The sequence below is a fragment of the Tenacibaculum amylolyticum genome (assembly GCF_964511145.1).
Classification (GTDB): domain Bacteria; phylum Bacteroidota; class Bacteroidia; order Flavobacteriales; family Flavobacteriaceae; genus Polaribacter; species Polaribacter amylolyticum.
This window is the reverse complement of sequence record NZ_CAZEFZ010000011.1, coordinates 13,770-39,356: the sequence shown is the minus strand read 5'-3', so window position 1 is coordinate 39,356 and position 25,587 is coordinate 13,770. Positions and strand designations below refer to the sequence as shown.

The following is a 25,587-nucleotide window of genomic DNA, read 5'->3' as shown; positions in this document are numbered from 1 at the left end:
TAGCCAGTGCAAAAAATTAGTACGTTTATAAAATGAGTAAAAAAGGAAATTTAAGAGAAGTCGCCAGTGTATTTTTTAAGTTAGGATGTATTGCTTTTGGTGGCCCTGCTGCTCATGTTGCCATGATGGAAGAAGAAATAGTACGTAAAAGAAAATGGATGGATAGACAACATTTTCTAGATCTTATGGGCGCAACTAATTTAATTCCAGGACCAAATTCTACAGAAATGACAATGCACTGTGGGCATGAACGTGCTGGTATGCCTGGATTATTTGTTGCAGGTGCTTGTTTTGTTTTTCCTGCGGTAGTTATTACTGGATTTTTCGCTTGGTTATATACAACTTACGGTCAATTACCTCAAGTTGCTCCTTTTATTTTTGGTATAAAACCCGCTGTACTAGCAATTATTACAGCAGCTATTGTAAAACTTGGTAAAAAAGCACTTAAGAGTTGGGAGTTAGGAATACTTGGATCGCTTGTACTTATTGTAAGTATTTTAGGTATAAATGAGGTTTTTGCATTATTAAGTGCTGGAGTTTTAGGCGCATTTTATTTCTATTCGAAAAATAGATTTTCTGGAAATTTAAAATCTCTCTTTCCATTAGTATTACTTCCAACATCTATAAAATCTGTTGCCAGTATTACATCCTTAAAAGTATTTTGGACCTTCTTAAAAGTTGGCGCTGTGTTATACGGTAGTGGATATGTTTTATTTGCGTATTTAGATGCAGAATTAGTTACCAGAGGTTGGTTAACCAGACAAGAATTAATAGATGCCATAGCTGTAGGTCAGTTTACTCCAGGTCCTGTATTATCAACTGCTACTTTTATTGGTTATCAATTAAACGGTTTTTGGGGTGCAGTTGCTGCTACACTTGGTATTTTCCTTCCTTCATTTTTATTTGTTCTAGTTTTAAATCCACTTGTTCCTAAAATGCGACAATCTAAGTTATTAGGTTATTTTTTAGACAGTGTAAACATTGCTGCAGTAGCTGTAATGATTGCTGTTTTATTTGAAATGGGAAAAGACACTCTTATCGATTGGAGAGCTATTGTAATTGCTCTTATCAGTTTTGGATTAACCTTTGGACTTAAAAAGGTAAATGCTATGTGGACCGTTTTAGGTGGTGCTATTTTAGGCTTCTTATTAAGTTTAGTGTAATTTCTATTTTACTTCTTCTTATAAAACTAACTTTTTTCTATTTTTAAGAAATTCCTTTTATGATTTTACTGTAACAAAACACTAACTGCATTGTCTTTACTTAAGAAATTATGCTTTAACACATGAGAAAATGTAGTTTTTTATTTGTGCTATTACTGCTAAGTAATATTAGTTTTGGCCAACAAACTCAATTCACAAAAGAACTAGAAAGTTTACAGCATTTCTTTTCTATTCCAGGTATGACGGCTGCTATAACTCAAAACAATAAACTTATTTACGAGCAACATTTTGGATATGCAGATCTTGAAACTAAAACTCTAGTCAATGCAAATACGATCTTTCCTGTTGCTTCTATAACCAAATTATTTACCGCTACATTAATAATGAAATTAGCTGCACAAGGAAAACTAGTACTTAACGATCCTATTTCTCTATACATTCCTAACTCAAAACTCGATAAGCAGATACAAATACAACATTTACTTTCGCATACCTCGCAAGGAACTATTGGAAAACAATTCTTTTACAGCGTACGCTTTAGTTTATTAACTCAAATTATAGAAAAAGCTACTGGTAAGCCTTTTAATGAAGTTATGAATTCAGAAATATTAACTCCTTTAAAGCTTACAAATACATTTCTTTTAAAAAATAAACAGCAATTAACACAGGCAAAAGAAACTATTGCAACTCCTTATGTGTTAGGTAACGGTGTTGAAAAAGGGTTTATAGACTACGGATATTCTACCTCTGCAGGTTTGGTTTCTAACACCAAAGATTTACTTCAGTTTTCAAAAGCTTTAGATCAAAATTCGATTCTTTCAACAGCTAGTAAAAACAAATTACTACAAGGAATTGATAACGATTTACCTTATGCTTTTGGAATTTTTAAACAACGTTATTTAGAAACAGATATTTTTTGGATCTACGGTCAATACGATTGTTATTCTAGTTTACTACTTAAAGTACCGTCAAAAAAGTTAACATTGGTTTTATTAGCCAACAATAATTTAATGAGCGATCCTGCAAGACTTATTATGGGCGATGTTACTTCTTCTTTATTTGCGATGAGTTTTTTAAAGAATTATGTTTTAAATTCTCCACAAACACCTCTTTTAGAAACTGCTGAAGAAGTATATACAAACAATGCCACCAATACTTCCTTCTATCGCAAAAAAGTATTAGCGCAAGCTTTGGCAAATTCTTTTATGGCGCGTTTTGATCTTAAACATTTCCAAACTAGCAAAGTATTGTTAGAAAAAACATTTGAAAAGCATCCCAATTATCTAGCATATACAGATATCAATCTGTTACACACATTGGTTTTCTTAAAAGACGTTGCTTTTTACAAAAAATTACCGCCTTTTACCCAATTCGATACGCAAATTGAACATATTGGAACAACACTTTTAAAAGAAACACCAAACGATCCGTATCTACATTCTTATATGGCAACTTTTTACGATCGTAATGGAAATCTTAAAAAAGCGAAACAACATTATAAAACCATTGTAACACTTCCTAATTTTTCATCAAACTGGTATACTAAAGACGCAGCTCAATGGTTAGAGGAACATCCTTAATTTATAAGAAATGCTTATGCTTCTCTAAGAACTTCCTATGGAAAAAAGCAGTTGTTTTATTGGTTTTTATAGAAATTGAAGCGTGATAAATCATATCAATTGCTAAAACCAAACACTATGAATTTAAATCAAATAACAGTGCCTTCTATAGACTTAACAAAGTCAATTCCTTTTTACGAAAAACTAGGATTAAAACTCATTGTAAAAGCTTTACCGCATTATGCGCGTTTTGAATGTCCGGATGGAAATGCTACTTTTTCTATTCATCAAACCGATGCTTTGCCTAAAGGTGAAGGTATTTATGTGTATTTTGAATGTGATGATTTAGACGAACGAGTAACTTCTTTAAAAGCAAATGGAATTCAGTTTGACCAAGAACCAACAGATCAATCTTGGTTATGGAGAGAAGCCAGATTAAAAGACCTAGATGGAAATCAACTAATTTTATTCTTTGCTGGCGAAAACCGATTGAATCCACCGTGGCGAATTGATTAAATTTATCATAACAAAATATTTCTTTAGCGTACACTGAGCTCTACCAAAGAATACATTTGAAGAAATTGAAATAATCTTCACCTAGAAAATAAAAACTGCTTATAAAAGTACAGCTTTGGTTTTGCAAGGGACTGAAGTCCCTTGGTTTAATAATGCTAATTAATAGTTTCTATTTTCTGCATTGCTCTTATACCTTCTTTTTCTTCAATTATACATTAAAATCTTCCTTTTAATCCATTTTTTCAGCATCCTGCTAGTATTTTATTGAATTTTGAAGAACAACCTTAAAAACACTTAAAAATGGAAACATTAACTCCTATTTCAAAAACTACCCATCAACCTGTAGTAGCTTCTTTACAAGAAATTCTTTCAGAAGATCCTAAAATGGCTGCTGCTTTAGTAGCATCGTTAAATATTGCAGTTGAGAAAGCTAAAAAAGATTTGAATTCAGATTTATACAATGCCATTAATAATGAATTTAAAGGAAACGGTTGGCCAACTACCATTTCGGCGTATTTAGATTATTTAGATTTATACGTACGTATGGTTCCTAATGAAAGTAACGATCCACAATATCCAGATGCTTGGAAAAGTAACGATCAAAAAAATGGATACAACCAAAAAGTATACGATTTATTATGCCAATCATATTGGTTGATAGATCAAAAGATTCCTGGATCGAATCTTACCATGCAAAGTTTTGAAAAGTTTGCCAATTGGTTGGTAGATTTTGCAAATGCTTGGGGAACGTTTTTAGATACCGAAGAATCGTTAACGAAAGAAAGTTTACACTCGTTTAAATACGATCGTATGTACAACTTCCCTTTGTATGCCGATAATGAACCTAATTGGAAAACGTTTAATGAGTTTTTCTACAGAGAATTTAATCATGCAAATCCAGAAACAGGTATTAGTCCTTTGCGTCCAATTATTGCACCAGACAATAATGAAGTAATTACCTCTCCTGCAGATTGTACTTACAAACAGTTTTACCCAATAGATGACAGCGGAAATGTAATTAGTATTACTACTGGAAAACCAACTAAGGTTTCTTTAAAAGGAACACATACTATTGGAACTGTAGATGAATTATTACAGGAAAGTGAGTATTCGAGTGATTTTTATGGAGGAACTTTTATTCACTACTTCTTAAGTCCGTTTGATTATCACCGTTTTCATACACCAGTAAGTGGAGAAATTTTAGAAATTATTCCTATTGAAGGGAATGTATATTTAAACGTAGAACTTAAAAAAGACGGACAATGGGATGCTCCTGATGGTGCAGGAGATGGTTACGAATTTACACAAGCCAGAGGTTTAGTAATTATAGATGCAGGTCCAGTAGTTGGAAAAGTGGCTGTTTTACCAATAGGAATGTGTCAAGTATCTGGTGTAGATATGTACACAGATTTACAAGGAAAAACAGTAGTAAAAGGACAAGAGTTTGGAAAGTTTAGATTTGGAGGTTCTGATATTATCATGTTATTCGAAAATCCACCTAAAGACTTGTACATGTATACCTACGATCCAGGACAAGTACCAGTTCATTTTCAATATGGTCAGCCTTCTGTATTATGGAAAAAATAAACTAACCATAAAAACTCATTTATAAAACGTCATTGCGAGTATTCCCAGAGGAGGCTCCTGAACTATGTTGAAGGAGTCGAAGGGAATGTGAAGCAATCTCTTTAATAAGTAAAAGATTAAAAGCACTTTCTAAGGAAGTGCTTTTTGCTTTTAATTTTTATTTTCTACATTTAAGAACCAAAAAGATAAAGAAATAGACCAGTCCCCCTGTTCCTTTCACTTTTTCTTAGAGAATTTATTAATTAACAATAAACTGTGTTTATGCAGCTAGTCTGGTAGTATATTCAATATAAAGGTCTATATACTCATAATTAACTGTAATTAAAAACGTGCATAATAAAAGACTGAAACTATTTGAAACAGAATCCAACGATATATAAGATTGAAAGTAGACATAATATAGATTCTATTGTTGACGGAATTTCTGCTCATTTATTAATGAACAAAAAACCTTCAATTATTAGAGACATTCAAGTTAATGAATATGACTCTAAATTAATTGTTATTCAATCAAGTGAAAAAGAATCTGAATGGGCAAGATTCTTTCCAAAAGAATACGTAAAAGGAATTGCTCTTGAATATCAAATTCCATCTATTTTAATTTTAGTTAATACGGAATCTGGAATTTTTACAGTTATTGGAGGTGCTTTTTACAAATATATTTTACCCTTTCTAGATACGTCCTATGGTCTAAACACGTATTCCAGAATAATGAACCCAATACAGGATGAAATAATTACAATAAAAACTAGAGGTGTAACTGGTTTGAGAGCAGGAATGTCTGAACAGTTTAAAGATAATTACAGACTAATGGACTATATTAAGTTTGGTAAAATTCCAACTGAACTTAAGATCAAACTTTCATCAGAAACGGCAGAACTTTATTTTAATCAATTTTTGTCAAATAGGTCGCCTAATATAATATTAAATATTTCTAGTGGCTTTAATCTTAACAAAAAACTCACTTTTCAAGAATTAGGTTTATTAATTGAAATCTTGGAATATATAGAAACGAAGAAAGCTGATGATTTTTTCAGTTCTTACAAAGAAATAACAGATAAAGACCTCATTTCAAACTCATTAAAACCTGCCATTATAAACGAACTCTTCAATAAGAGAAATAATATTTTGGAGAATAAAGTTTCAAATTTTGATATTTGTTACCCAAACAAAATAGAAGACTTCTACAGTGCAGATCAATATGCAATTAAACTGAAAGAGGATAAAAGAAAATTCAAAAAAATAAGTGAATTAAATGATAAAAGTGAAATTCTTAGAACTATTCTTCGCTACTTAAATGATGAAAATTTTGACCGAAATTTAAACAGTTTCGGCAGTAAAATATATAGTCTATATATTTATACTTATAAAAACCAGAATAAAAATCCAATTCTAAAAACTGCACTTATATATCATTTAAACACAGAGATAAATATCAAAGGTTTAGGGACTTTTATATATCTAGATTCCAAATGGTATAAACTACGAGAAATATTTATAAATGAAATGAATAAAAGGTGTTCAGAAATATTAAACGCTAATGATTTAAAAAATCAAATTCTGAACGAGGAATGGCAAAAAAAAGCTAGTGGAAAAAGGGAGAACGAAGGAACATATAATGATAAATATGATAAGAAAAATTATTTAGTTTTAGATACCATTTCACCAGATTCAATCGAATTAGCAGATATAGTTCATTTTAAAGGAAAAACACTTTATTTATGTCATGTGAAATATGGTTTTAGCACAGATATGAGAGAACTTTATAGTCAAGTTATTTCATCAGCTAGGAGGTTAAAAAATGACCTAAAAGATGAGAAAAACGACTATTTAAAAGCTGTCTATAAAAGTCTAAAATCAAAAAAGAAGAATAGAAACCTGAGCGAACAAAACTTTTTAGATTTATTCAAGACTGCCGAAAACATAAAATATGTGATGTGTATTACAAGCCACATAAAAAATAAACCTGTTCAAAAAGATATTAAAAAATATAAATCAAATATTGCTAAATTATCACTAATACAATGTTATACGGAAATGAGAACTGAATATTATGACTTATCATTTGAAGTAATTAAAAACGATTCTTGCTTTTCTTAAAAAAAAGAATTTTATATAAGGTTTTAATTTTTAAACTAAAAAAATAATTCTTGATAAACTCCTTTTGTAATATTAATTAAAAAGACAATGAAAAATATTTTAACATTAATTCTATTTACTTTAGTAACAATTCCTTCAATTTCTCAAAACTTATCACTTAAACAATTAATCACTGTTAGAAAAAAGAATATGGCAGAAGCTGAAGAGTATCTTACACTAAGAAATTGGAGCTTTATAAGTGCTGAATCAGCAACAACCGACAAATATGGAGGATTAAGTTTCGCATACAACAAATCTAAATTTAACGATAACGCTGAATCCTTTATATGGTTATATTTTTCAGATAGTGAAAACTATCCTAACAGACTAAGTATTCAAATACATAAAAAAGAAAAGTATAATGAATATATAACCCAAATTAAAAAATGGGGAGGAAAAATATATGATTCTTACATAGAAGATGATGTCTTTTTCAAAGTTTATCAAGGTTCAACAATAACCTATATAATTAGTACATCAACTCAAAAAGACGACTTCTCTTCAAGTAGTACAATTTATAGCTTTTTCATATTAGAAAATGATGACTTTAAACACACTAAACATAATAGAAAAGAAAGTAAACAATAACACTTATCATTCAGAAATGCTTACCAAATAAACTCTGATATGACTTAATCTTTCTACCCCTCCATCTTCATAGACAACTCAAACCAACGTTCTTCTTTGGTTTCTAGGTCTTCTATGATTTGTTGTAACTCTACAGATTTATCATTAATATCTTCAGAAGCAATGCTTCCATTGGCAAACTGCACTTCTATCTCGTTTTTCTTCTTTTGTAATTTTTCAATATCAATTTCCAACACACCAAACTCTCGCTTCTCATTATAACTTAATTTTCCTTTTTGAGGTGTTTTTTCGCGTTTTACAGCTTCTTTCTTCTCAACTTTAGGTTCTGGTGCTTTAGAATCTTCATACGCTCTAAAATCGGAGTAATTCCCTGGAAAATTCTCTACCACACCATTTCCTCTAAATACAAATAAAGAATCTACAATTTTATCCATAAAATAACGGTCGTGCGATACTACAATTAAGTTTCCTGGATAATCCAACAAGAAGTTTTCTAAGACATTTAAGGTAACTACATCTAAATCGTTTGTAGGCTCATCCAGAATTAAGAAGTTTGGATTCTGAATTAACACTGCGCACAAGTACAAACGCTTCTGCTCTCCTCCACTTAATTTCTCTACAAAATCATACTGTTTTTTTCTATCGAATAAAAAACGTTCTAATAACTGCGCTGCAGAAATTCTTCTTCCTTTGGTTAATGGAATTTCTTCCCCAAATTCTTTAATTACCTCAATTACTTTCTGCCCTTCTTTAATCTTAATTCCTTTTTGGGTGTAATACCCAAACTTTACGGTTTCACCAACTACAATTTTTCCGCCATCTACAGGGATTTGACCTGTCAATAAATTTAAGAACGACGATTTTCCAGTTCCGTTTTTTCCAATAACTCCAATACGTTCTCCTTTCTTAAACACATATTCAAAACCATCTAGAATTACTTTATCATCAAAGGATTTTTTCAGTTTGTGTAATTCTACAATCTTACTTCCCAAACGCTCCATGTTAATTTCTAACTGCACTTCATGTTCTTGTCGGCGCTGGTGTGCTTTTGATTTTATTTCGAAGAAATCATCAATTCTAGATTTTGACTTTGTGGTACGTGCTTTTGGTTGACGACGCATCCAGTCTAATTCTTTTTTATATAAGCTTTTTGCTTTGCTTAAATTAACAGCTTCTAATGCTTTTCGCTCTTCTTTATTTTGAAGATAATACGAATAGTTTCCTTTGTATTTATATAACTGTCCATTATCTAATTCAATAATCTCATTACACACTCTTTCTAAAAAGTAACGATCGTGCGTTACCATAAACAAAGTAATTTTTTCCTTAGCAAAAAAGGCTTCTAACCACTCAATCATTTCTAAATCTAAATGGTTGGTAGGCTCATCTAGAATTAATAAATCAGGTTTATTTATTAGAATAATTGCTAAGGCCAAACGTTTACGTTGTCCTCCAGAAAGTGTTCCTACTTTTTGCTGCAAGTTATCTAGCTTTAGCTTCGATAAAATCTGCTTGTATTGCGTTTCAAAATCCCAAGCATTGTGTTGCTCCATTAACTCAAAAGCCTTTTGATACGCTTCTGTATCGTCTGGATTTTGTAAAGCTTCTTCATATTGCTGTACTATAGGAAGAATTTTATTTTCTGTGGCAAAAATTGTTTCTTCAATAGTCTTATCTATATCAAAATTATGATCTTGAGATAAATAAGCAATATGCAATCCCTTTCTACTCACTACCTGTCCAGAATCTGGTGTATCCTTTCCAGCAACAATATTTAAAATAGAGGTTTTTCCACTCCCATTTTTAGCTACAAAAGCAATCTTCTGATCTTTATTAATTCCAAAAGACAAGTCTTCAAATAAAACTCTTTCTCCGTATGCTTTCGATATATTTTCAACTGTAAGGTAATTCATTGATACTAGTGGGTATTTTAAAAAGAAAACAAAGGTACTAATTTTAATAGCCAGTAAAACTGCATCTTTATATAATAAAAAAACCCAAGCATAAAGCTTGGGTTAGAATTGGTTTGTGAAAAATTGAAGGGTTTTTATCTTTTAACCAATTTAGTTTTTAATAAGTTTAGCTTTGAACGCTTTTTGTCCGTCGTTAACCTCTAGAACATACATTCCAAAGTTTAAGTTCGAAATATCAATTCTTTGGTTGCTAAATGCACCTCTTTGAACTGTTTGACCAATAGTATTTATGATTCTATAAGAAGATAATACTACATCTTTGTCGTCTAATCTAACCTCAACAAAACTAGATGCTGGGTTTGGATATGTAACTACAGATAATGCATCTTCGTTTCCTAATTGAATAAGATTGTTTGAATCATTAAATGTTGTATATAAAGATGAACTAGATGCAGACGCTACAATATTAATTGTATAATCTTCTACTTCTCCATCATCAAATGTTTCACAAGCAGTTTGGTTTGCATTGTACTTCATAGATACACGCATTCTTGTGTTACCTAATACAGCATCTGCTGGTACTATAACTGTATCATCAGTTAAGTCTCCTGCACTAGAAGAAGATCCAGATGTTACTCTTTCGCTATCTTCAAATACTCCATTTTGGTTGAAATCAATCCAAACACCCCAGAACTCAGTATAAGCAGTACTAGCAAATCCAGCACTAATGATAATTGAATTCGTTGTTCCTCTAGCTAATGTACCAACTTGTGAAGTAAAGTCTGAATATCCTGAACCTGCACCAGTTACATTATTAATTCCACCGATTACAACTTTATCAATCCACTCAAATTGAGTTCTTTGTCCTGTAGAATTACAGTACGTTAATTGGTTGCTAGATGTAGTAAATGTTACAGAACCTGCAGCAGATTCATTATCAGCAGCATCTTTTGCTCTTACTGAGAATGTGTAAGAAGTTGCAGCTGTTAAACCTGTAGCATTATAAGAAGTACCTGTTACCGTAGCAACTTTTGTAGCTCCTCTATATACATCGTAACCAGTTACACCTACGTTATCTGTAGAAGCATTCCAACCAATAGTTGCAGAAGTTTGATCTACGTTAGACGCTTGTACGTTTCCTGGTGTAGAAGGTGCTTGCGTATCAGATCCTGCATTTACAGCAGTTACTTCAATATCATCAATAGCTAAATCACTTCTCCATCCATTACCTGTTGTACCAACAAGTCTTAATTTAATTGTAGATCCTAAATAGCTATTTAAACTTACTGATTCATTATTCCATTGATTACCTTGGTTACCAGATTTTGTGAATACATCTGTCCAAGTACCTCCGTCATTTGTAGAAACTTGTGCTTTTAAAGTTCCCATATTTGTACCATTCATATGGCTCTTGAATGTGAACGTTGCTGAAGATTTACCAGATAAATCAAAACATCCACTTTCTAAAATTGCTGTTGCATTGTTTCCAATTTGCCCTGCGCTATTATTTGTAGAAGCCTCTAAGAACATATAGAAAGAACCGTCTGCTCCTGAGCTAGGTCCAGTACCAGATGAAGGTGTTCCTCCACTATCTCTTACCCAATCTCCATCATCTCCACTAACTTGTGTCCATCCATCATTAGATTCAAAGCTTTCACTATATGGTAATGATGCACATGCAGCTGGTGCAGCAGTTGTAAATGTAACTGTAGAGCTATAAGAAGAATTTGTTCCGTCTGGACACTTACTACGAACTTGTACTTGGTATTGTGTACCAGCTGTTAATCCAGATAAAGTAGCTGTGTTAGAAGACGCAGCATTTACTGTCCAAGAAGAAGTTCCTGCTTGACGGTGTCTAACATCATATGTAGTTCCTGAAACTGCAGTCCATGAAACAGTAGCTCCTGTTTGAGAAACTCCTGAAGTAGAAACTCCAGTTGGAGTTGTAGCGTTACAAACTGGTGCGTTACCTGTAATACCTGTAACAATTAAAGAGAAGTTTTGGCTTCCACCTACTAAACTACCTTTGTTTGTAACTGTAATTGTATATGTTCCTGATGCATTTGCTACATCAATTCTTTCGTAAGGATCTACATCATTATCTCTCTGTGCACTTGTAGTTGGCCCAGTTAATTCATATGGTAAATAAGTAGTTCCAGCTTTAGAAACTCTAATATCTAAGTCGTTTACTAATACTTTAGCTGAAGAAGCTGAAGTAATAGCTGTACCTGGTCTATCAGTCCAAGAAATAGAAGCTAATAATGGGTTAGTTCCATCAGAGTTTACTGTAATTGTATATGTTTGACCAGAAGTTAATGTTAACTCTTCAATTTTAGATTGGTTTCCATTGTTAGTGATTGTTTCAGCAGCTTTTTTAGCATTTAATAATCCCCAACCAAAAACAGCATCTGGTCCAGCAGCTCCTGCATCGTCTGCAGTATGTAAAGCGATACCTTTTAAAGTAGCAGCTCTCATAAAGCTTCCGTTAATATTATTGTGGTGTTGTTGTAATAATAATAAAGAACCTGTTACGTTTGGAGATGCCATAGATGTACCAGTAATACTAGCGTAATCATCTGTAATATTTCCATCTGCGTTGTTAGTTCCAGCTACTGCATCATAACTAGGCCAGTGGAAACTTGAATATACATTTGTACCGTTACCAGTAATATCTGGCTTAATACGCATATCATCTGTTGGTCCTTCACTACTACTAGCGTTAATAGATACAGAAACTAAGTTTCCATTTGCATCAATATTTGCATCCTGTGCATTTGCAACTACTAAGTTATTTTTAGAAGTAGAATGTCCAGTTAATTTATCCCATCCAGATCCACTGTTAGGATTATTATTTGCAGTGTTATCATTACCATCGTTACCCGCAGCAACTACCATTAAGTAGTTTGGTGCATTAAACATGATTTCATCCCATGCACGAGATTCGTCAATATATCCTCCAAAATAATATTGTGGTATTTGTACTTGTCCAAATCTATTTCTTACAGCAAAACCATATGAGTGATTTGAAACTAACATTCCGTTACTAACTTGACCTGTTGCTTCTGACTTATCGTTAGTCCAGTCATGACCTACAGCAGAAGCGTATGGTGCCATACCTTTTGCATTTGCGTCAAAACCTGAAGCCATAATTGTTCCTGTAACGTGCTCTGCGTGGAAATTACGTGTATTGGTTCCATCCCCAATAGAGAACCTGTTATTTCCTCCGCTTCCATCGTATTCTTGGTGAGCTGGATTTGCAACTCCACCATCCCATACGTAAGCAGTCATTCCTTGCCCCATTAAGTTTAATCCTAATGAACCTCCAGAATTTAAATGATCTGTTCTTGTTGATTTTGCGGCAGCCACATTAAATGTAGTGTAGTAAATAGGTTTTCCGTCTACTACTTTTTGTAGTTCCATAAACCTACCGTCCTTCATTTTAATAGTTGTTTCCCAACCATTTTGTTTCGCTAATCTTAGAGCTCTTTTTCTGTCAGAGTCTTCCTTAGTCTTTAAAGTTTTTTGAACTGTTTGAAGCTTTACTAAATCGTATTTACTACGAATTTGATCTGCTTCTTTTTTGCTTTGTGCTCCAACGTTATAGGTCAAAGCCAAGAAAGCAGCTGAAAAGAACAGCTTTCCAAAGTAATTGTTTCTCATTGTGAAGGGTTATTTGGGTTAATAAAATTAAAAGCCGATTTACATTAAAAAATGTTAAAACAAACCTTAAAATTTTGTTAATAATCGGCCAAATATAGCTTTTTTTCTAATTAATCAAAAAAAAAATTGATTTTTTGACATTTTTATTAAGTTACTTTATATTAGTTTTTTATAATTCATAATTAAAAACTCCTTTATGCTAAAAATAAAAGACTTATCTATTTTTTTTAAAAATAGACCAATTGTAAAAAATGTATCTTTTGACATTAATCCTACTAAAACAGTAGGTTTGGTAGGGGAGAGTGGTAGTGGAAAATCTATAACTTCTCTTAGTATAATGGGATTACTACCTAAAGATGCAACTGTAACAGGAAGCATAAAATTTGACGATTTTTCTCTTGTAAATTTTTCTGAAAAAAATTTTTTAAAAATTCGTGGAAAACTCATTTCTATGATTTTTCAGGAACCTATGACTTCTTTAAATCCGAGTTTAACTTGTGGCTATCAAGTATCTGAAGTTTTTAAAAAAGACACTAATTTATCTAACTCTGAAATTAAAAAAGAAGTACTTGCTTTGTTCGAACAAGTAAAGCTTCCAAACCCTGAAAGAATTTTTAAAGCTTATCCGCATGAATTAAGTGGTGGACAAAAGCAACGTATTATGATTGCTATGGCAATTGCTCATAAACCCAAACTACTTATTGCCGATGAACCTACCACTGCATTAGATGTAACCGTTCAAAAAGAAATCATACAACTTTTAAAAGAATTACAGGAAACTAACAAAATGAGTATCCTTTTTATTTCTCATGATTTAAATTTAGTTTCAGAAATTGCAGATGATCTTATTGTAATGCAAAAAGGTGAAATTGTAGAGCAAGGAAAAGCATCTGATGTCTTTTTAAATCCACAAAACAATTATACCAAAGCACTTATAAATTCAAAACCAAGTACTCAACAACGATTAAAAAAACTCCCTACTGTTGCTGATTTTCTAAACAATTCACTTGATTTAACTGTATACAAAACAGCTGAAAGAAAAGAATATCATGAAAAGATATATGGTAAACCTCCTTTATTAGAAATTAAAAATTTACATAAAGAGTTTGTTTCAAAAAAGTTTTTCTTTTCATCTTCAAATGTAGTAAAAGCAGTACATGATGTTTCATTTGCTATTTATGAAGGTGAAACATTAGGACTTGTAGGGGAATCTGGCTGTGGTAAAACAACCTTAGGAAGAACTATTTTACAATTAGAAAAAGCTACTTCTGGTCAAATATTCTACCAAGGTAGAGATATTACTCAGTTAAAAAGAAGAGAATTAAAACGACTACGAAAAGATATACAAATTATTTTTCAAGATCCTTTTTCTTCTTTAAACCCAAGAATTCCTGTAGGGGAAGCCATTATGGAACCTATGAAAGTACATGGAATTTTTTCTTCCCGAAAAGAGCGAAAAGCCTATGTATTAGATATTTTAGATAAAGTAGGATTAGAACCACAACACTTTTATCATTTACCTCATCAATTTTCTGGCGGACAAAGACAGCGTGTAGGAATTGCACGTACAATTGCATTGCAACCTAAATTTATTATCTGCGACGAGTCTGTATCTGCTTTAGATGTTTCTGTACAAGCTCAAGTATTAAATTTATTGAATGATTTAAAGGAAATGTATGGATTTACTTATCTATTTATCTCTCACGATTTATCTGTAGTAAAATACATGTCAGATAAAGTAGTTGTAATGAATAAAGGTACAATAGAAGAAGTTGCTGAAGCAGATGCTTTATATGCTACTCCAAAAAGCTCATATACAAGGACATTAATTAACGCAATTCCAAAAGATATTTAACTTTTTTCTATAGCTTAATTAGTAGTATATTGCGTTACTAAAAATTTAAAGGAAAATTAATGAAAATTATTGTACCTATGGCAGGTGTTGGTTCTCGTTTGAGACCACATACATTAACTACTCCAAAACCATTAACTGTAATTGCAGGAAAAACAATAGTACAACGCTTAGTAGAAGATATTAGTAAGGTAATTGACGAAAAGATTGAAGAAATAGCATTTATTATTGGTCCTGCGAAAAAAGGATTTCCTTCAGATACCAAGGATAAATTAATGACAATTGCAGATAGTTTAGGTGCAAAAGGTTCTGTATATGTACAAGAAGAAGCATTAGGTACTGCACATGCTATTTATGCAGCTAAAGAATCTCTTAGCGGACCTTGTGTTGTAGCGTATGCAGATACACTTTTTAAAGCTGACTTTACGTTAGATACTAATGCAGATGGTGCTATTTGGGTAAAACAAGTAGAAGATCCAAGTGCTTTTGGTGTTATAAAACTAGAAGATGGATTTATTACTGATTTTATTGAAAAACCAAAAGATTTTGTTTCTGATTTAGCCATTATTGGTATTTATTACTTTAAAGATGGTAATAAATTAAGAGAGGAAATTCAATATTTAATTGATAATGATTTGAAAGAAAACAATGAATATCAATTAACAAATGTGTTAGAATCTTTAAAACAACAAGGAGCGAAATTTATTCCCGGAAAAGTGGATGCTTGGATGGATTGTGGTAAAAAAGATCCAACAGTAGATACAAATAAACAGGTTTTAGGTTTTGAAGCTGCAGATGGAAATAATTTAGTTTCTGATGATGTTATCTTAGAAAACTCAGAGATTATTCAGCCTTGTTATATTGGAAAAAATGTCGTTTTAAAGAACGCTAAAATTGGTCCTTACGTATCTATAGGTGAAAATAGTGTTGTAGAAAATGCAACAATAACTAATTCTCTTATACAAACTAATGTAGAAATTACTAATGCAAATTTTGATAATGCTATGATTGGTAATTTTGCTAAATTTAATGGAGAATTTACATCAATAAGTATCGGTGATTATACAGAACTTACATAACATATTACATTTTAAAAAGTTAGAAGCATTTCGCGCAATATTTTTATTGTGTTTTATGTTTCTAACTTTTTCTTCTTATGCGCAAGACAGTATTGTATTAGAATCTAGTATTAGCGAGAAAAAACAAATCAATTTTGAGCAATATTTCTTTGATGCAATTACTCAAAAAGCCATCTACAACTATCAAAAAGCAATTGATTATTTAGAGGAATGTAATGCTATTATCCCTGATAATAAAGCGGTATTGTTTGAGTTATCTAAAAACTACTATTTCCTAAACAAGCTTCCAGAAGCTATAATTTATGGAAACAAAGCCTTAGAATTAGAAGCAAATAATGTTTGGATTTTAGAACACCTTGTAAACGTATATAAGAAAAGTAGAAATTTTGAAGCTGCTATTGCTATACAACAAAAATTAGGAGAGCGTTTTCCTAAGAAAAAACGACCACTTGTGTATCTGCATTTGCAAAATAACGATCGAAATTCTGCTAAAAAAGTATTAGAAGAATTAGCAACAGCTAAGCTTTTAAACTCCAGATTGCGCTCTTTAAGAACTAAAATACTCCGTATAGGAACACCAACTCCTCCGAAAAAACTAACTACTAGCAAAACTACTGTTCGAAATAATTTAGAAGAACGTTTTGAAAAAGAAAAATCGTTTACAAATCTTTCAGATTTACTCGTAAAATTAGATAAAGACGGTAACAATAGTTTATTAGGGTATAGCGAACAAGGAATTTCTTTATTCCCAGCGCAACCTTTTGTGTATTTAATGAATGGTAAAGCGTTAAATAAAAACAAACAATTCAAAAAAGCTATTGAAAGTTTACAAAATGGTATTGATTTTGTGATTGATGATCAACAATTAGAGAACCATTTTTACAACGAATTAGTAAAGGCATATAAAGCCTTAGGTGATACAAAAAATGTAAATAAGTATCAGAAAAAAATTAAGTAGTTCATGAAATTTTATAAGTATCTCATTATTTTCTTTCTAGCACTAGGTGCTTGTAAGTCTTCTAAGAATATAACAGATAATACTGCTGTTATTAAAGACATGTCGGCTAGAAAAATTGTTAGAAAGCATACAGCTGTTAAAACTCCTAAAACAGTAGAGGCTAAGTTAAAAGTAAATTACAAAGACAGTAAAGAGAGCTTAGGTTTTTCTGTAAAAATGAAAATGAAAAAAGACGAAGTAATTTGGCTAAAAGGAACAAAAATAATTACCATTTTTAAAGCTAAAATTACACCAACGAAAGTCAGTTTTTATTCTCCTTATAAAAAGAATTATTTTGAAGGCGATTTTTCTATGTTAACAAAATTGTTAGGCGTAGAGATTGATTTTTACCAACTTCAAAATATGTTACTAGGACAAACACTTTTTAACGTTAAAAAGAAAAAACAAACCGTTGAAATTGTAGAGAATTCTTATCAACTTTCTCCTAAAAAACAACGTGCACTTTTTGATATTTTTTATCATATTAATCCTGCACATTTCAAACTTAAAAAACAATACTTAGTAAACGGTTTAAAAAATCAGCGATTAGATATTAACTATTCTGATTATCTTGAAAAAGATGCCTACTTATTCCCTGAGAATATAAGTATTAAAGCCAAGGAACAAAATAAATTTACTAATATTGACTTAAGCATTCGTTCTATTGCTTTTGATAAAACATTGAGTTTTCCATTTAAAATTCCTTCGGGATATAAAGAAATTGAATTATAGTGAAACAGCTTTTTTACATATCATTGTTAAGTTTTCTCTTTTTAGGTGTATCTGTAGATGGTCAGAACAGAAAACAGCTTGAAAAACGCCGTAAAAAGCTTAATAGCGAGATTAAAAAAATTAACAACTTACTTTTTAAAACGAATAAGGAAAAAACAAATGCTTTAGATGATTTAAAAGATCTAAGTCAGAAAATTACCGTTCGTGAACGCTTAATAGAAACCATTGAATTAGAAAACGAAGAGCTTAGCAAAGAAATTAAGCAAAACGAAAAGATAATCTCTAAAAACAATGCAGAGTTGGCTAAAATGAAAGCAGACTATGCAGAAATGGTCTTTAAATCTTACAAGAGTAAATCACAGGAAAGTAAAACCATGTTTTTACTCTCTTCAGAAAACTTTTTACAAGCCTATAAAAGAATTAAATATATAGAGCAATACAAAAAGTTTCGAAAGAAACAAGGCGAACGTGTTATTGCCAAAACAAAACAAATTGAACTTCTTAATGACTCTCTAACAAAGAAAAAGAATCAGAAAAAGGTGTTGATCAACACAGAAAAGAGTCAGAAGAAAAAAATTGAAAACGAAAAAGAAGAACAAGAAAACTTAGTTTCGAAAATTAAAAAACAAGAAAGTAAGTATAAGCGACAACTACAGAAGAAAATAAGAGAAGAGAAAGCTGTTGCTAAAAAGATTGATAAAAGTATTAGAGATGCCATTGCTAAAGCCAACAAAGGGAAAAAAGGAAAGGCAAAGAAAGGTGAGCTTTTACTTAACAAAGCAGAAAAAGCATTAAAAGCTAATTTCGAGCAAAATAAAGGAGATTTACCTTGGCCTTTAGATGGTGTAATTACACGTAGATTTGGTAAACAACCACATCCAACGTTTAAGTCTATTACCTTAAACAATCCTGGAATTCATATTAGAGGAAAGCAGGGGAGTGTTGCCAAAAGTATTTTTAACGGTAAAGTAATGAATGTTTTTAAGGCTGAAAAAGGAACCAGAACTGTTATGGTACAGCACGGAGATTATATTGCTACCTATTCTAACCTTAGAAACGTATCTGTTAAAAAAGGCCAGAATATAAAAACTGGAACCACCTTAGGAAAGGTATTTACAGATAGAATTACAGGAAAAACAGATCTTGTTTTTCTACTTTATAAAAACAGAAAACAACTAAATCCATCGCACTGGATAAGAACAAACTAAATGAATAGAGCTTCAAATTTTGTTATTATAACTACAGCTTTAATAGCTGTTCTTGTTATTGGAAAAGGAATTTTAATTCCTTTTATTTTTGCCGTAATCTTTTGGTTTTTTACCAGAGAAATTCGAAAAGGAATTTATAAAGTTCCTTTTGCTAAACGTTTTATTCCTAAATGGTTGAGTAGCATTATTGTATTCTCAATTATTATTTTAGCTTTTGGCTTTGTATCAGAAATCATCACTAATAGTGTTACTAACGTTACTACTTCGTATAGTAAATACGAACCCAACGTAGAAAAAATAATTACGGAACTTGGAAATTATTTAAATCTAGATATCATAAAATCTATTAAATCTCTCGTAGGTGACTTTAATTATGGATCAGTTTTAGGAGATGTTGCCAATGGTGTAAGTGGTTTATTAGGAGATACTTTTATGATTGTTATTTATGCCTTGTTCTTGTTTTTAGAAGAACGAAGTTTTATAAAGAAACTATACATGATTATAAGTCGTGGTGGTAATTACGAGGGTATAAAAACAATGCTAGATAAAATAGAAGATTCTATCTCAAACTACTTACGTTTAAAAACGTATGTAAGTTTACTAACCGGTGTTTTAAGTTATTTTGTACTGCTTTCTGTAGGAGTAGATAGTGCTCCTTTCTGGGCATTTTTAATCTTTTTATTAAATTACATTCCAACCGTAGGTTCTTTAGTAGGAACTTTATTTCCAGCCATTTTTAGCTTATTACAATTTGGTGAGTTTACACCATTTTTAATTATTGTTATCGCAGTAGGAGCTATTCAAGTAGTTGTAGGAAACTTCTTAGAGCCTAGGTTATTTGGTAAATCTTTAAATTTAAGCCCGTTAGTTACCATTTTAGCTTTAGCAGTTTGGGGTAAAATATGGGGAATTACAGGAATGGTATTATCAGTTCCTATAACAGTAATTATGATTATTGTTTTCTCTCAATTTGAAAAAACACGTTCTATTGCTATAATGCTCTCCGAAAATGGCGATATAGATGAGATTAAAACGAACGAAAGCTCGTAAATAACAAATGATATTAAATTATAAAAAAAGCCTTGTAAATTGTGTTTACAAGGCTTTTTAAGTAGTATATAATCTTCTTATGTAATTTTATATTAATTAAGACACAAATAAAGCTTTTAATTCTGTTGCTTCCGCTGGTTTCATTTTACCTGCTAAAACTAAACTTAATTGTTTTCTACGCAGTGCACCATCGTAACGTTCTTTTTCTAAATCTGTTTCTGGCTCTATTTGAGGAATTGGTACAGGCTTTCCTGTTTCATCTACTGCAACAAACGTATAAATTCCTTCGTTTACCTTCGTTTTTTCACCCGATTGGCGATCTTCTATCCAAACATCTACAAATACCTCCATAGACGATCTAAAAGACCTAGAAACCTTCGCTTCTAACGTAACAACACTTCCTACTGGAACAGATTTTGTAAATGCCACATGATTTACAGAAGCGGTTACCACAATTCTACGAGAATGTCTTCTAGCTGCAATACTACAAGCACGGTCCATTCTTGCTAACAATTCTCCTCCAAAAAGATTGTCTAAATAATTTGTTTCTCCAGGTAAAACTAAATCAGTAAGTGTAGTTAATGACTCTTTAGGTGTCTTAGCTCTCATGTATTAAAATTTGATGCAAAGATAGGCAATGCCCTTTAAAGAGTTTCAACCTTAAATTAAGAAATAATAAATGATTTTTGGTTTATTTAACCAAGATCCAAGCGTCTTCAGATACCTCTTCACGAACAGATATTAATGCATCTTCTGCAGCTTCTTTTGTTTCGTAGCTACCCACTGAAACTTGCGTTAATCCCCAATCGTTTTTACCAATAATTTTAGCATCAAATCCTTTATCTTGAAGCTCTTCTATTTTTTTATTAGCGTTTTTTACTAATTGGAAAGCTCCAGCAATGATGTAAATATGGTTTGTGTTTTTCTTAGCTACATCTAAGTTCACTGTAGGTAATTGATCGTCTATTACAAAAGTTGCTTTCTGAATCTTTTGCTCTAAAGCATTTTGCTCATTAGCAAGCTCTTCCATTTGAATATTTTGGCTGTACTTGTTTGCGCCAACAAAACCTGCAATTAATACTGCAGCAGCGGCCGCGTATTTTATAAGTACTGAATTCCTTGATTTTGAAGTTGTAATAACCTCTTCTTCAACAACTGGATTCAATGGTTTTACTTGTTCTTTGTATCGCTCTATTGTAGATAAGTTATCTACAGGAGCTAAACCAAAAGAAGCAATATCAAAATTCACTTTCTTATTCGGTTCAAAAGTAAATTGCTTTTCATCGTTAAGAGCAATACTTCCAACATTATCTATATGCAAACTTTGTGTTTCTAATAATTGCTTCCATTCAGCAACAATTTTAGCAACTTTTTCGTTTGCCTCATTAAAAGATAACTTTTCTACTGAAGCTACATGATTTACTAATAATCCATCATTATGAGTTAATTGTGCATTAAAAGAGATTTGTTTAGACGGTGGGTATATTACACTGTCTTCAATTTTAGCGCCAATTTTATTTGTAACGAATCCTCCAAAGTTAGGAACGATTACACAATCATAACGATATAATAAATCTTGTATATAGCTTTTCAATATCATAATTACAAAGTTAGCTTTTTTGTTTGTCTTTACCAAGTTTGTTGGGGCGCGAATTAACGAAAAAAATTGTATTTTAGGAACTGCTATTAAAATTAAAAAAATGCTAGAAGAAGAATTATTTGCAATTTTACGATTGCAAGCCACTCCTAAAATTGGTACTATTATTACCAAAAAATTAATTCAAATTATTGGTTCTGCGGAACAAATATTCCGTGAGAAAAAATCTTCCTTATTAAAAATTGATGGAATAGGAGAGTTGCTTGCTCAACAAATTGTAAGTACAAAAAATTTAAAAAAAATTGAGAAAGAACATTCATATGTACTCGAAAATGGTGTTCAATACTCTTATTTTTTAGATGAAAACTATCCTAAAAATCTACAAAATTGTATTGACGGCCCTGTTATTTTCTTCCACGATGGTCAAATGAATTGGCAACATCAAAAAATCATTTCAATTGTTGGTACACGGAATATTACGAATTATGGACGCGCTTTTTGTAATCAGTTAGTACAAGATTTAGCATCTTATAATCCAGTTATTGTAAGTGGTTTTGCTTACGGAGCTGATATTTGTGCACATAAAGCTGCTATGGATAATAATTTACAAACCATTGCGGTGTTAGCTCATGGTTTAGATGAAATTTATCCAAAAACACATAAGAAATACATGCATCAAGTATTGGCTAACGGTGGTTTTATTTCTGAGTTTTGGCACGATGAACCTCCCATGCGTGAAAATTTTTTAAAGCGTAATAGAATTGTTGCTGGTATGGCCGATGCTACAGTTATTATTGAATCTGCAGTAAAAGGTGGCTCTTTGGTTACCGCAGATATTGCTAATTCGTATCATCGAGATGTTTTTGCTTTGCCAGGTAGAGTAGATGATACCTATAGCAAAGGATGTAATAATCTTATAAAAACACATCAAGCACACCTATTATCTTCTGCAGAAGATATTATACAATTACTGAATTGGAACAAAAAAGAGAAGGCAATTGTACAGCAACCTCAGCTTTTTTTAAACCTAGAACCAGAAGAACAAATCATATACGATTACTTGCAAACCAATGGAAAACAGTTATTAGATGTAATTGCATTAGATTGTAAGATTCCTGTGTACAAACTTTCTTCAGTATTAATTCAAATGGAATTAAAAAATGTTGTAAAAGCACTTCCTGGAAAGATGTTTGAGGTTTAAATTTCTTAGAGATAATTATTTTTAAAAAAGAATCCCATTTTCATGGAAATGGCATCTTTCTACATGATAGAGTCTTCACTTTCTCCTCGAGTATTCTTCAATAAAATTCAGAAAGCAATTAGGGTACATTCCAATTTTAGAATACTTCAAATGTTATAGGAAATATACATTTTGTCGCTACGCTTTCTCCATCTTTTTCAGCAGGTACAAAAAGAGGTAATTCTTCTAAAATTTTCTTTAAATGCATTTTTAATTTAGGATGTGGTGCTCTTATTTGAATATTAGAAACACTTCCTAAACTATCTATGGTAATTTGAGAGAATATTCTTTTTCTTCCTCTTAACAAACCTAGGTTTGTTGTAATATTCAGATCAAATCTTTTGTTCACAAAATCCCTTAAATTTTTATGCAGCAATTCTCTCAGATTTTCATCTGTATCTTTCGGGGTATCTTTAAATTTAGGAGGCATATCTACCTCATAAATCGAATAAGGATTTTTTGGTTGCTCTACTAACATAACTTCTCCGCTTACTTCAATTGCTCCTTTAATTACAGGTAGTGGTGTACTATCTTTTTCTTTCTTATTATAACTAGTTTTTTTTGCTCTTATTTTCATCTTAGCTTCTGTATTTTCATCTTTTTTACAGATACTTTCTATTAATTCTACTTTTTCTATCTTCTGAACTTTATCTTCTGTTTTACAACTAAATAATGTAGTTCCCATAACTATTAAAAGTATTAGCATAAACGTCTTATGGAAAGATAAAGAGCTTTTAAAAACACTTTCTGGTATTTGAATAACTAAACTATCTAATTGTGTACTGTAAAAGTGACCGCAAATATTTTCACTCTTATATTTAACTACATACTCTTGAATTTCTTTTGGTGTTTTCTTAGTAAAATCTACAACTGTTTTAGTACAAGATTTACAAAATCGTCCTCTTTCATTAGACTTCATTACATTCCAATTTTCAAGACAAGGTTTAGGAATACTAATCTTATAGTTTTTCATAGTCTGCGTTTCTACAAATAAGAGCAAATATTATTCCAGAAATTATTGAACGAAATACTTACATTTGAAGAAACACCCCATAAGCATGCATTCTGAAGAAAAATTAATGTCTAAAAAGAAACCTGCGTTTCCTATCAATCATTTTTTAAATGATTATTTAATTGAACATAGTAGAAACATAAAGATTCCTATTTTTTATGAAGATTTACTACGTTTTCAAGGATCTGTGGTTGTGTATGACAAAAATGATGAAGATACGCTTTGGGTACGTGTATATTATTCAGAATTTGAACGACAAGAAATTGATCTGAGCTTGAAAAAAGTGTATAATATTTTACATTCTAATGGAAATGAGGATAATATTCAGTTTTTGAATATTGATGCTGTAGATTACTGTACGTTTGGAAACTCAAAGCCTTTCCGGGTAAAAGTTCGTAATGTTTTAAATGATAATTACACTTATTTCTATGTAAAAAAAACTGATGCTTCTCGTGTATATGGTTTGGAGTTGGAACATATTTTATCTCCGTATAACCTCAACTTTTTAGTATATAAAGATACCTTGATAGAGGAGCATATTGCTGGAATTCCAGGAGATACTTTTATCAAAGAAATGTTGCCTAATTGTTCTGAATCTGAAAAATCGCAAATAGCCAAAGAGTTTGTTAAGTTTAATGAACGTTGCATGATTCGTTTATTAGGCGATATGCGATCGTATAATTATGTAATTGTACCTACACACGATTTTGATCATGTGGTATATAAAATTAGAGCAATAGATTTCGATCAGCAGTGTTATGAAGGAAAGTTTAAAGTATATTATCCACAATTCTTCAAAGAAAACTTTCCAATGGTACAATTGGTAGGAGAGAAGCTACAAGAAAACTCCATAGAGCAATATAAACTCGAAGAACGTTCTATAGTTGCTAAGCGTATTTTATCTTCAGAAGATCGTATTAATGAGCTTGTTTTCTGTATGAAAAACGATGAAATTTCTACCGAAGCAAACATTGAATTATTAAAAATGCAAGTCTTTGATTTTACTAGAGATATTTCGTTCAAAAAAAGCAAAAACATGGGAGAAGTTTTAGAAAGTGCTTTGGATTTTGTTCGTAGAAATTATGAAGATGTAACTACCAGGTAAGTACATATTTAGATGAAATTCAATATACAACCACATATTGGTGCTGGTGAGTTAAAATTTAAAATGACTTCAAAACAAGTTATAAAAACCCTTGGAACTCCTCAATTAATTATTGAAAAATCTACTATTAACTATGGTAATTTCTCTATAGAAGAACCAATGAAAATGACTTATTTTGATAATGAACTTCAAATAACTTTTGATAATAATAAAGTTGATTTCATCGAGTTTTATGGTAAAAACGCTGAGCATTTAGAAGTTTTGCTTGATACATTATATATTTTCAAAATACCTGCTGTTGAATTACTTATTAAGATTACAGAATTAACAAGATCTAAATATGATGTTACAAACGAAGAAATCCCATACTCATATATTTTTCCTACAATAGATCTTAGTCTTTGGAGACAAGTTATTCCAGAACTTGATGAGAATAATGAAAACATCGCTGATTCAGATGAAGGTAAGTTCTTTTGGTCTATAGGAATTGGAACTAAGGGATATTACCAAAATTCATAAATTTTAAAAACTGTCTTTTTTTATTCAAATAAAATTTGAAATAAGCGATTGAGCTATGTCATTCTGAACAA

Annotated in this window: 20 protein-coding genes; 15 read left to right on the top strand and 5 right to left on the bottom strand. The window is 31.3% G+C overall.

The features are described from left to right. The first annotated feature begins 32 nt into the window (after window positions 1-32). The 6 genes from chrA to ACKTTC_RS05590 all read left to right on the top strand — a co-directional run bounded on the left by chrA (window position 33) and on the right by ACKTTC_RS05590 (window position 7,552). On the top strand, window positions 33-1,163 hold the full coding sequence (gene chrA / locus ACKTTC_RS05615) for a chromate efflux transporter (RefSeq protein WP_408038817.1): 1,131 nt from the start codon (window positions 33-35) through the stop codon (window positions 1,161-1,163). Window positions 1,164-1,285: 122 nt separating this feature from the next. Beyond that, the gene (locus ACKTTC_RS05610) at window positions 1,286-2,743 is read left to right on the top strand and encodes a serine hydrolase domain-containing protein (protein ID WP_408038816.1); all 1,458 of its coding nucleotides are present in this window, start codon (window positions 1,286-1,288) and stop codon (window positions 2,741-2,743) included. Between the two features lie 117 nt (window positions 2,744-2,860). Beyond that, complete coding sequence (locus tag ACKTTC_RS05605) at window positions 2,861-3,238, top strand: VOC family protein (RefSeq protein WP_408038815.1); 378 nt, start codon at window positions 2,861-2,863, stop codon at window positions 3,236-3,238. Window positions 3,239-3,538: 300 nt separating this feature from the next. Further along, a complete protein-coding gene (locus ACKTTC_RS05600; RefSeq protein ID WP_408038814.1) occupies window positions 3,539-4,825 on the top strand; it encodes a phosphatidylserine decarboxylase in 1,287 nt (428 codons plus the stop codon). Between the two features lie 354 nt (window positions 4,826-5,179). Beyond that, on the top strand, window positions 5,180-6,925 hold the full coding sequence (locus ACKTTC_RS05595) for a hypothetical protein (RefSeq protein WP_408038813.1): 1,746 nt from the start codon (window positions 5,180-5,182) through the stop codon (window positions 6,923-6,925). 87 nt (window positions 6,926-7,012) lie between these two features. Then, window positions 7,013-7,552, top strand: a complete 540-nt coding sequence (locus tag ACKTTC_RS05590) for a hypothetical protein (RefSeq protein ID WP_408038812.1) — start codon at window positions 7,013-7,015, stop codon at window positions 7,550-7,552. A gap of 53 nt (window positions 7,553-7,605) precedes the next feature. Here ACKTTC_RS05590 and ACKTTC_RS05585 read toward each other — a convergent pair whose 3' ends face one another. Both ACKTTC_RS05585 and ACKTTC_RS05580 read right to left on the bottom strand, forming a co-directional pair. Next, window positions 7,606-9,465 (bottom strand): ABC-F family ATP-binding cassette domain-containing protein, encoded by a 1,860-nt coding sequence (locus ACKTTC_RS05585; protein ID WP_408038811.1) that lies wholly within the window; start codon window positions 9,463-9,465, stop codon window positions 7,606-7,608. 150 nt (window positions 9,466-9,615) lie between these two features. Next, on the bottom strand, window positions 9,616-13,125 hold the full coding sequence (locus ACKTTC_RS05580; protein ID WP_408038810.1) for a S8 family serine peptidase: 3,510 nt from the start codon (window positions 13,123-13,125) through the stop codon (window positions 9,616-9,618). 196 nt (window positions 13,126-13,321) lie between these two features. Here ACKTTC_RS05580 and ACKTTC_RS05575 point away from each other — a divergent pair, with 196 nt between their 5' ends. Genes ACKTTC_RS05575 through ACKTTC_RS05550 form a run of 6 tightly spaced genes read left to right on the top strand, consistent with a single transcriptional unit; the run spans window position 13,322 to window position 20,043 of the window. Continuing rightward, window positions 13,322-14,980 carry an ABC transporter ATP-binding protein gene (locus tag ACKTTC_RS05575; protein WP_408038809.1) on the top strand — a complete coding sequence of 553 codons (1,659 nt, stop codon included), beginning with the start codon at window positions 13,322-13,324 and terminating at the stop codon, window positions 14,978-14,980. A gap of 59 nt (window positions 14,981-15,039) precedes the next feature. Beyond that, window positions 15,040-16,056, top strand: a complete 1,017-nt coding sequence (locus tag ACKTTC_RS05570; RefSeq protein ID WP_408038808.1) for a sugar nucleotidyltransferase — start codon at window positions 15,040-15,042, stop codon at window positions 16,054-16,056. A 55-nt stretch (window positions 16,057-16,111) separates the two neighbouring features. Further along, window positions 16,112-17,014 carry a tetratricopeptide repeat protein gene (locus ACKTTC_RS05565; protein ID WP_408038807.1) on the top strand — a complete coding sequence of 301 codons (903 nt, stop codon included), beginning with the start codon at window positions 16,112-16,114 and terminating at the stop codon, window positions 17,012-17,014. Window positions 17,015-17,017: 3 nt separating this feature from the next. Further along, window positions 17,018-17,785, top strand: coding sequence for a DUF4292 domain-containing protein (locus ACKTTC_RS05560; RefSeq protein ID WP_408038806.1), 768 nt, complete (start codon window positions 17,018-17,020; stop codon window positions 17,783-17,785). Continuing rightward, window positions 17,785-18,993: a murein hydrolase activator EnvC family protein gene (locus ACKTTC_RS05555; protein WP_408038805.1), complete on the top strand. Its 1,209-nt coding sequence runs from the start codon at window positions 17,785-17,787 to the stop codon at window positions 18,991-18,993. Before ACKTTC_RS05560 ends, ACKTTC_RS05555 begins: the two co-directional genes overlap by 1 nt. Next, on the top strand, window positions 18,994-20,043 hold the full coding sequence (locus ACKTTC_RS05550) for an AI-2E family transporter (RefSeq protein ID WP_408038804.1): 1,050 nt from the start codon (window positions 18,994-18,996) through the stop codon (window positions 20,041-20,043). It abuts the gene before it with no gap. 96 nt (window positions 20,044-20,139) lie between these two features. On the opposite strand, the gene ACKTTC_RS05545 is transcribed toward ACKTTC_RS05550, so the two are convergent. Together ACKTTC_RS05545 and ACKTTC_RS05540 are read right to left on the bottom strand one after the other, a co-directional pair. Further along, window positions 20,140-20,652 carry an acyl-CoA thioesterase gene (locus ACKTTC_RS05545; RefSeq protein WP_408038803.1) on the bottom strand — a complete coding sequence of 171 codons (513 nt, stop codon included), beginning with the start codon at window positions 20,650-20,652 and terminating at the stop codon, window positions 20,140-20,142. 82 nt (window positions 20,653-20,734) lie between these two features. Further along, window positions 20,735-21,643, bottom strand: coding sequence for an HU domain-containing protein (locus ACKTTC_RS05540; protein ID WP_408038802.1), 909 nt, complete (start codon window positions 21,641-21,643; stop codon window positions 20,735-20,737). Window positions 21,644-21,743: 100 nt separating this feature from the next. On the opposite strand from ACKTTC_RS05540, the gene dprA reads away from it, so the two are divergent. Then, a complete protein-coding gene (gene dprA / locus ACKTTC_RS05535) occupies window positions 21,744-22,841 on the top strand; it encodes a DNA-processing protein DprA (RefSeq protein WP_408038801.1) in 1,098 nt (365 codons plus the stop codon). Window positions 22,842-22,977: 136 nt separating this feature from the next. On the opposite strand, the gene ACKTTC_RS05530 is transcribed toward dprA, so the two are convergent. After that, window positions 22,978-23,853, bottom strand: a complete 876-nt coding sequence (locus ACKTTC_RS05530; protein ID WP_408038800.1) for an energy transducer TonB — start codon at window positions 23,851-23,853, stop codon at window positions 22,978-22,980. A gap of 85 nt (window positions 23,854-23,938) precedes the next feature. Between ACKTTC_RS05530 and ACKTTC_RS05525 the strand changes: the two genes are divergently transcribed. Together ACKTTC_RS05525 and ACKTTC_RS05520 are read left to right on the top strand one after the other, a co-directional pair. Then, window positions 23,939-24,997 (top strand): hypothetical protein, encoded by a 1,059-nt coding sequence (locus ACKTTC_RS05525; protein ID WP_408038867.1) that lies wholly within the window; start codon window positions 23,939-23,941, stop codon window positions 24,995-24,997. Window positions 24,998-25,009: 12 nt separating this feature from the next. Further along, window positions 25,010-25,516 carry a hypothetical protein gene (locus ACKTTC_RS05520; RefSeq protein WP_408038799.1) on the top strand — a complete coding sequence of 169 codons (507 nt, stop codon included), beginning with the start codon at window positions 25,010-25,012 and terminating at the stop codon, window positions 25,514-25,516. Window positions 25,517-25,587: the final 71 nt, after the last annotated feature.